We start from the raw sequence: 5,303 nt of genomic DNA, 5'->3' as shown, positions 1-5,303 counted from the left end.
CAAACGGTTGGCCGTCGATAGCGCCGTTGCGATTCACGACCCGGTGACACGGCACGGCGGTTCCGGCGGCGGCGTTAAGCGCCCAGCCCACCGTGCGAGCAGCGCTCCGGCGGGCCAGATACTCGGGAATATCGCCGTACGTGGCCACGCATCCGGCAGGGATGCGCTCCACGACGGCCCAAACGCGTCGGTAGAAGTCAGAATCCGCCATGTGTGCGGTATAGGGTTGATGATACGGCTACGCAGGCGTTTATTGGATACATCTGCCAGATACCAATTCGCTGTGCCGAAGTTGTCTGCCGCCTGCTATGCCGCGTCTATTCTCTGCATCCCCCTTGCCTCGTAGCGGTCTGTGGGCCATGCTCGTGCTTGCAATAGGCGCTGGATGCACAGGCCTTCTCGGATCCAGCGATCTGGCACCGCTCGACATTGCCACGCGCTTCCTGCCCGTACCGGCAACCGTGCCGCCTGTGGATTCGCTGCGCCATGTGCAGTTGCAGCCCGAGGCGGAGCGGATTCGGTTTCAGGCGGATGCGCCGCTGGGACGCCTCAAACAGATGTGGTCCTCGGGCTACCGGGCACGGCGGGGCAACGATGGACTCCTCGAAGCCGGACGCATGCGCAGCTTCGCCACGCTGTGGAGTCGCGAACTGCGTCTGCTCGCACTCGACCGCCAGACCTCCATCGGGGCGTATGCCCGCGACGAAGCCGAGCGCGTGATTGCCTCTCGCGTTGATGCCCCGCATGCCGCCTCGATCCTGATCGACGTGCACACCTACGTCAACCGCCAGCGTCGCAGCAGCTACGGCATCACCAATCTGCGCAATGCACGCTGGGACATCTTTTTGCGCACCGATACCGGTGTGACGATTGCCCCCGATAGCATTGATGCAACGTGGGCGCGCCCCATGACGTGGTCGAACGACGAGCGCGCCCACTACCGCCACAACACGCTGCACTTTCCCCGCAGCACGACCGATACGACCGACGTGCTACGCGGCGTGGAGACGCTGGAACTGCACATCCGCGACGCCACCCTCGCCACCGACCTGCTGTTTGGCTGGCGGTTTGCGGAGCAATAGAACTGCCTCTGTTCGATCGAGTGGGCCGCTTCGTAGTGCTGTGTCAACCCTCATTTTGATGGTTGTCCTGCAATCAGCCCCCACGAAGCCTGTCATGGTGAGCGGAAGGCGACGGAGCCCCGACCGCTGTCGGGGGAACCATCTCCCTGGCGTTCAGAAGATCCGGCGGGACAGGGGATCCTGCCCACCTTGGGGGAGATCTTTATTCACTGCGTTCATCAGTCGCTTCGCTCGTGTCAGGACTTCGCGTCTCCTTGGCGGAGCCGCTTCGCTCAAGATGACACCATGTAAACGGGGCATGTTGCACCCCAAACATTGACCTGTGACACAGCAGTAGTGCGGCGTCACACGTGGTCTGATGATAAAGATCTGGCCGGTCTCCCACGATCTACCAGATCCGCCAGAGCCTACACCTGCTCTTCGAAGCCTGTTGGAAACTCAACAAAGCGCGGTGCAAGCGCTTCCATTTGTGTGTGACGCATTGTAAGTTAACACCGTTAAGTGCCGTGCCTCCTGTTCGCTATCCACTCACGATTCGCGTTTAGACTCTTATGGAAACGACCTCTGTATCCACCCGCTCCTTGCAGGTGGCCACGCCCACCACGCATCGCCCGTTTCGGACGGCCGCGGTGCTGGGCGCGGGCACCATGGGCGCACAAATTGCCGCTCACCTGGCCAATGCCGGGCTCAACGTACACCTGCTCGACATTGCAGGCGACGACGATCCCAACAGCGTCGTCACCAAAAGCTTTAAACAGACGCGCAAGGCCAGTCCCGACCCGTTTGTGAACGACGAGGCGGCCGAGCGCATCACGCTGGGCAACTTCGACGACCACTTCGAGCGCATCGCCGAGGCCGACTGGGTCATTGAGGCGGTGGTCGAGCGCATGGACATCAAACGCAGCATCCACGAGCGCGTCGAGGAGCACGCGGCCAGTGATGCGGTGATCTCGACGAACACCAGTGGGCTGCCCATCAACGAGATTGCGCACGGGCGCTCCGACGCCTTTAAGCAGCGCTTTCTGGGCACGCACTTTTTCAATCCGCCGCGCTACCTGGAGCTGCTGGAGCTGATTCCGACTGCGGATACCGACGCCGACCTCGTGGAGCGCGTCGCGCAGTTTGGGCGCGTGCATCTGGGCAAGAGCATCGTCGTGGCCAACGATGTACCGTACTTCATCGGCAACCGCGTGGGCGTGTACGGGCAGCTGCAGGCGATTCGGTACTTCACCGAGGGCGACTACACGATCGAGGAGATCGATACGCTCACCGGTAAGCTCGTGGGACGCCCGAAGTCGGCCACCTTTCGCACGGCTGATTTGGTGGGACTCGACGTGCTGCTCGACGTTACCGAAAACCTCTACGATAAGGTCGAAAACGACGAACAGCGCGAGGCCTTCCACGCGCCCGACCTGCTGCAGAAGCTGGTGGATGCGGGCAAGCTGGGCCAGAAAACACGGGCCGGATTCTACACCAAAGACGACGGCGAGATTAAGTCGGTCGATCCGGACTCGCTGGAATACACCTCTGCCGCTGAGCAAGACCTCGGCGACCTGGGTGCGATCAAGAAGGCGGGCGACCTGACGGCGCGCTTGCAGGCGCTCTGGAACGACGACGGACGCGCGGGGCATTTCTTCCGCGAAACGACGCTCGACCTGCTGGCCTACAGTGCGAACCGCATCGGCGAAATCACCGACAACCCCGCCGACGTAGACCGCGCCATCCGGTGGGGCTTTGGCTGGGAGATGGGTCCATTCGAAATGTGGGATGCGCTGGGCATGCAGCGGGTCCGCGATGCGCTTGCCGAACGCGACCGCACGCTGCCCGACTGGATAGACCCGCTCGCGAACCGAGACGATGCCGCGTTCTATCGAACCGATGGCGGTGCGCAGCACGTCTACCGTCCGAGCGACACCACCTACATTGACGACCCCGCCCCGAGCGACGAACTCCCCCTCGCATCCATTAAAACCGATGACGAACGTACGCTCTGGGAGAACGACGAGGCGGCGCTGCTCGACATGGGCGATGGTGTGGCGCTCTTTGAGTTCCGATCCAAGGCGAATGCGCTGGGCCAGCAGGTGATGCGCGGGCTGCACGAGGCCATTACGAGGGTCGAAGACACGCCTGAACTGCGCGGGCTGGTGATTGGCAACGAAGGGAAGAACTTCAGCGTAGGCGCCAACCTGGGCGAGATGGCCGAGTCGGCGCTGCAGGGCGATTTTCAGGCGATTGGTGCCTACATCAAGCAGTTTCAGCAGACGATCCAGAAGGTACGCTATGCCACGAAGCCGGTGGTCGTGGCCACGCATCAGAAAGTGCTGGGCGGCGGCTGCGAGATGGCGATGGCGTGTCCGCAGCCGGTGGCTTCGCTCGAAACCTACATCGGACTCGTGGAGCTGGGCGTGGGGCTGATTCCTGCGGGCACCGGCACCATGCGCATGGCTGCGTGGGCCGATCAGCGCGCGGCGAGCGACCACCCGAGCGACATCCAGGCGATCTTGCGTGGCTACTTCGAGACGATCGCGATGGCGGAAGTTGCAGAAAGTGCGCACCAGGCGATCGACAACGGCATCCTGCCGGAGCACACGACGATCGTGATGCACGACAAGCGGCGTCTGCATGTGGCGAAGCAGCAGGTCATTGCCAAGAGCGAGCAGGGCTACCTGCCGCCGCCGACGCTCGACCGCATCAAGGTGCTGGGCGAGCCTGGACGCGCGGCCTTCGACGTGGCGCTGCACCAGTACAAGGAGGGCGGCTACATCAGCGAGTACGACCAGTTCCTGGCGCATAAGCTGGCTTACGTGATGACCGGCGGCGACCTGACCGCGCCGCAAGAGGTCGATGAGCAGTACCTGCTGGATCTGGAGGTGGAGGTGTTCTTGAGTCTCTTGGGTGAAGAGAAGACCCAGGCGCGTGTGGAGCACATCCTGAAGCACAATAAGCCGCTGCGCAACTAACGCTGTGTCACACCTAAATGATTGGGGTCAGATGCGCGTTTTCCCCTCCATCCTAGCCTTCCTCCCCAGGGAGGAAGGAACCATAGGACACTCCCATTGAAGTCCCCCTCAGACGAGGGGGATTTAGGGAGAGGGATTTCGTGCGCGCAAATAACCCAAACAAGCACGCGTGACGCAGCACTAGAGTGTCCACTCGCATCCCTTAACAAAGCCAACGAATCCAACTATGCAAGCAACCAACGAAGCATTTATCATGAGCAGTGTGCGTACCGCCGTGGGCAAGGCGGATCGCGGCACGCTGCGCACTACGCGTCCCGAAAAGCTCGGATCTGTTGCCGTTCAAGGCGCCATTGACCGCGTGCCGGGACTGAGCAAGGACGATGTCGAGGACGTGATTATGGGCTGTGCCTTTCCGGAAGGTCCGCAGGGCATGAACATGGGCCGTGCCATCGCTCAGAAAGCGGGGCTGCCCGACCACGTGCCCGGCGCCACCGTGAACCGCTTCTGCTCCTCGGGCCTGCAGACCATTGCGATGGCCACGCAAGCGATCGTAACCGGTCAGGCCGACGTGATGGTGGCGGGCGGGGCTGAATCCATGAGCCACGTGCCCATGAGCGGCTTCTACTTTCAGCCGGATCCAGAGCTTACAGAGACCGACCCCGACTACTTTGTGTCAATGGGCATCACCGCCGAGAATGTCGCCGACAAGTACGGCATCTCGCGTGAAGACCAGGACGAGTTTGCGCTGCGCTCGCATGAGCGCGCCGCCGATGCGGTCCAGAGCGGACGCTTCGACGACGAGATCGTCCCGCTCGACGTGCACATTCGCCATTACGACGACGGCGAGGTGCAGGAGCAGTCCGTGACCTTTGATACCGATGAAGGTCCGCGCTTTGACACCAGCCTGGAAGCGCTGGGCGGATTGCGACCGGCCTTTCGCCGGGGCGGCAGCGTAACCGCTGGCAACGCCTCGCAGCGCTCGGATGGCGGGGCAGCTACGGTCGTGGTGAGTGAGAAGAAGCTCGCCGAGCTCGACGCCGACCCGATTGGGCGCCTTGTGAGCTTTTCCGTGGCCGGTGTGGCTCCGGAGCTGATGGGCATTGGGCCGGTCGAAGCCATCCCGAAAGCGCTCGACCAGGCCGGTCTCTCGCTCGACGACATTGGATTGGTGGAGCTGAATGAAGCCTTTGCAGCGCAGTCGGTGGCCGTGATTCGCGAAGTGGGCCTCGATCCCGAGATCGTGAACGTAAACGGAGGCGCG

The 5,303-nt window shown here is 62.4% G+C and carries 4 protein-coding genes; 3 read left to right on the top strand and 1 reads right to left on the bottom strand.

Annotation, left to right across the window (positions count from 1 at the left end):
- On the bottom strand, positions 1 to 211 hold a 211-nt coding region (locus tag R6U20_RS07880), incomplete at its 3' end, for an MGMT family protein (RefSeq protein ID WP_410337313.1).
- A 97-nt stretch (positions 212 to 308) separates the two neighbouring features.
- On the opposite strand from R6U20_RS07880, the gene R6U20_RS07875 reads away from it, so the two are divergent.
- From R6U20_RS07875 to R6U20_RS07865, 3 genes are all read left to right on the top strand, one after another.
- Complete coding sequence (locus R6U20_RS07875; protein ID WP_410337312.1) at positions 309 to 1,082, top strand: hypothetical protein; 774 nt, start codon at positions 309 to 311, stop codon at positions 1,080 to 1,082.
- A 551-nt stretch (positions 1,083 to 1,633) separates the two neighbouring features.
- Positions 1,634 to 4,042 (top strand): 3-hydroxyacyl-CoA dehydrogenase NAD-binding domain-containing protein, encoded by a 2,409-nt coding sequence (locus R6U20_RS07870; protein WP_410337311.1) that lies wholly within the window; start codon positions 1,634 to 1,636, stop codon positions 4,040 to 4,042.
- A 226-nt stretch (positions 4,043 to 4,268) separates the two neighbouring features.
- Positions 4,269 to 5,303, top strand: a 1,035-nt coding sequence (locus R6U20_RS07865; protein WP_410337310.1) for a thiolase family protein, incomplete at its 3' end; no start/stop codon positions are given.

This window comes from Longimonas sp. (assembly GCF_046498435.1).
In the GTDB taxonomy this organism is placed as follows: domain Bacteria; phylum Bacteroidota; class Rhodothermia; order Rhodothermales; family Salinibacteraceae; genus Longimonas.
Note: the sequence above shows the minus strand (reverse complement) of the source record. Positions and strands in the feature narration are given on the sequence as shown.

Excerpts from the sequence above, each read along its gene's own strand:
- R6U20_RS07875 (WP_410337312.1), top strand. The coding sequence starts at position 309 with ATGCCGCGTCTATTCTCTGCATCCCCCTTGCCTCGTAGCGGTCTGTGG.
- R6U20_RS07870 (WP_410337311.1), top strand. The coding sequence starts at position 1,634 with ATGGAAACGACCTCTGTATCCACCCGCTCCTTGCAGGTGGCCACGCCC.